At 45.4% G+C, this 3,165-nt stretch carries 2 protein-coding genes; both read right to left on the reverse strand.

What is annotated here, in order from left to right; genetic code table 11:
* Positions 1-106: 106 nt before the first annotated feature.
* Complete coding sequence (locus tag FH603_RS27790; protein ID WP_186742570.1) at positions 107-1,405, reverse strand: DUF3526 domain-containing protein; 1,299 nt, start codon at positions 1,403-1,405, stop codon at positions 107-109.
* Positions 1,402-2,805, reverse strand: coding sequence for an ABC transporter permease (locus FH603_RS27795; protein ID WP_186742572.1), 1,404 nt, complete (start codon positions 2,803-2,805; stop codon positions 1,402-1,404). Before FH603_RS27795 ends, FH603_RS27790 begins: the two co-directional genes overlap by 4 nt.
* Positions 2,806-3,165 lie beyond the last annotated feature (360 nt).

Genomic DNA, 3,165 nt, shown 5'->3' on the forward strand with positions numbered 1-3,165 from the left:
TGATCAAGTGTTGTCTGATCGGCTTCTGACAAGACGAATGGAGTAGCGATTTGGCCCATACTACAAAGCTACTCTATTTTACTTCAACTATTAATTTGGAAGAGCACTAGAAGTTATAGCAGGGATATGAATTTTCGTAATCACTTATAGTCAGGATATTGGTCGAATAAATTCGCTTGAAATAAAAATCTTTAACCGCACTGTTGTAATGCTGCACGTAACGCACATAGCTCAAATAATCAGCGAGATCAGTCTGGGCTTTCTGGCAAAAGACGTGCTGTAGGTACATGGCTGGATCTATGAAAGCCACGGCGTTAAGTACCCTGTTTTTCAGATCCATTCGTTTGCATAATGAAGCGAAAAGACGATCACCCTGCTCGTCGTTCAACTGCCCTTTGGCTAGGTAAGCCCGGCTAAAAAGCAACTCTTCCGGATCTGATTCGGCTTTATACTGGGGGTATTTTCTGTAGAAAATAGACAAAACTTCTCTCATCTCCGACTCGCCACCGGTAAGTTGTACACGCTGGATGGTACTGGTAAATTTTTCGGTCTGAACCGGATAGGTATACAGCGTATACTGATTCGCTACCGACGGGATTAATACTGTGAACAGTAACCAGCCACAAAGCAGCAGACTTACATTGGCAATGGACGATTTCCCGGCCATATTGATGACAAAAGATATTCCAAGCCAGAATCCACCGTATAAAAAACTGACCAGTAGTAGCGTTGCCCATGACTGAAATGAAAAACCCGGGGGCAAAAAAAGCAGCGCCATCCCGAACATAAGCCCCAAGAGAGAACCCGTTAAAATCAGGTAGAAAAGAAAGCGAAACCCATAGTGGGTAATTCGGCTGGAAACGAACAGATCAATTAGGGCCGATATTCTACTTTCCTGATCGTAGGAAACCAGGTTAAAGGTTAGCGCAATCAACAGCAGCGGAACCAGGAAAATGATTACGTATGAGAAGTCAATACTTCCCGACAGTAAAAGGACCGGATTGGAAATTTCATTTTTGAACAGCCGCATGTATAAGCTGATCGGCAAAATTTCCTGGTAATAAGGGAAAATGTCACGGTTGCCGATGCTCAGCACACTCAGTGGTGAAGGCGTCCAGTAGACATTAATTTTTTTGTCGAAAATAGCCAGGCTGGCTTCGGCTGTTTTCCAGAATTTCTTGTTTCCTTCTTTGGTCGTAGTGTCGGCGGAAAAGTCTTGTTTGAGCGTTGAAAACGTGTCGGCTTCTTTCTTTTTAAGCTCGGTAATGGTGTCAATCTGTTTTTGGTAGTAACTACGCCCGTTCGTCAAACTATAAAGCATTACCAGTAAAAGGCCGACTATCAAAATAAGGAATACTTTGCTTTGCTTCAAAAGCAAAAATTCGTGTTCGAAGAGGTGCTTCATCGGACGGTTTTGATAATGTAAAACTGAATCAGAACGATCAGAGCAACCAATACGAACAGATCAGGCCAGCAGCTTTTCAAATCGTCAAGCGTTGTGAGTGGCTTATAGGCAAAGTCGTTGATTTTGCCAAAAACTTCGCTACCGACTTTATACGTTTTAAATTCAGATTCTTTTGAATATAAAATCATGTTTTCATTCAGTTCCTGTACGTAATAATTTCGGTATACTTCTGCCTTCTGCCTGAAATCAAATTCATCGGCCAGACTGTTGCCGCAGGCCGCAAAACTGATGTTTCGTATGGACATAAAGGGATTGATCAGCCCAAACGCACTGATCAGATTCTGCTGCTTGCTAATGGTTGCCTTCAGCGCGTCAAACTCCTTATCATACACGGCCGAACTGTAGGCTTCGCTTTTCATCAGCAGTACGCCATCGCTATTAACGGGTAGCTGGCTGGTTGAGTCAACGTGGTATTTTTTTAGCAGTGAGTCAATCACCATTTCCTCGCGCTTGCCCATTGAGTGCCCGTCAATGCCGTTGATGATTTGCGCGCGTACCTGATCCCGGAAATCAACCGTAGAAGGGAGTTTATACAGGCGCTCCGATAAATTGGCTACCAGTCTTGGCAGCAGAAAGAACAGGGCAATCCAGGCAAAACAACTGAGTAAGAAAGCCGTTTTAAAACCGGACGAGCGCAGCGATACCAGAAGCGTAAGACTCGTGATACACCAGTAAAAAAGCATATACCCCACAAACAGGGCTAGCACGGATGTCAGTTGAGGGATAGTCCACGCGATTCCGCTGAACGCCGACACGGCCACTGTTCCCCCAAAAATCAATAGACATAAGCCAACGATTACGCTCATCAGGGCGATCACTTTGGCCCGGAAAAGCGTTGAGCCGCTGACCGAATTAGCCGTCATAAAGCTGTAAAGCCCGTCTTCTTTTTCCCGGCTAAACAGGCCGGCCGCTACAGCAACGATGAGCAGCGGTATGGCGAACTGGAGGAGAAAGCTGATGTTAAATTCGCCCATGCGGATATAGCTGGACGAGTTCTGGGCTGGACTGCCGACAAAATCGTTCTGACGATGCGCTTCCAGATAGATGAATGTTCCCGAAAACGTACTGATCCCTTTGTCAAACAGGCTAAGCGGATTGGCCGGTTTGAACACGAACGTGCCGTAATGCGCGGCCATGTGCGGATTTTTGGGCGTTTGCTGCACCCATATTTGCCGCTGCTGGCTTTTATAGAATTGTCTAATCTGTTTCTCCTGGTGATACTCGTTCAGACTGATGGCCAGCGCAATACCCCAAAGTATCAGGATAGTTAACGACAGCCACATTAATACCCGGTTCTGGGTGAGCAGCCGGTATTCATTGGTAAGCAGCTTAAGTATCATGTCGATAGCGATGGGTATTAGTGTTTTCTAAGCCGCTTTATGGTTTCTTTGCTGTAGCGGACCGGATAATCCTGGAACCATTTGGTAACCGTTTCTTCCCCGAAAGCGTCGTAGCAATGCTCCATAGTAATCCGGAGACTTTCCAGATACTCTTCCCTGGCTTTTTCGGGCTGTTCAGCGACAAGCTTTTTAATTCTTTCTTTTTCGGTCTTTGTGTTGGGAAGATGATGCAGGTAATGACCAAAATAAGGGTCGTGCCTTAAAAGTGGATATTAAGCTTGAAAAAGAGATGGTTAATCAGCAACCCAATCACCGTGTCGTGCATTAAAACCGACTTGGAAAAACAGATGGTGCGACGCG

This window comes from Spirosoma utsteinense (assembly GCF_014282275.1).
GTDB classification, from domain to species: Bacteria; Bacteroidota; Bacteroidia; order Cytophagales; family Spirosomataceae; genus Spirosoma; species Spirosoma utsteinense.

Coding starts and splice junctions, on each gene's coding strand:
- FH603_RS27795 (WP_186742572.1), bottom strand. CDS start 2,805: ATGATACTTAAGCTGCTTACCAATGAATACCGGCTGCTCACCCAGAAC.
- FH603_RS27790 (WP_186742570.1), bottom strand. CDS start 1,405: ATGAAGCACCTCTTCGAACACGAATTTTTGCTTTTGAAGCAAAGCAAA.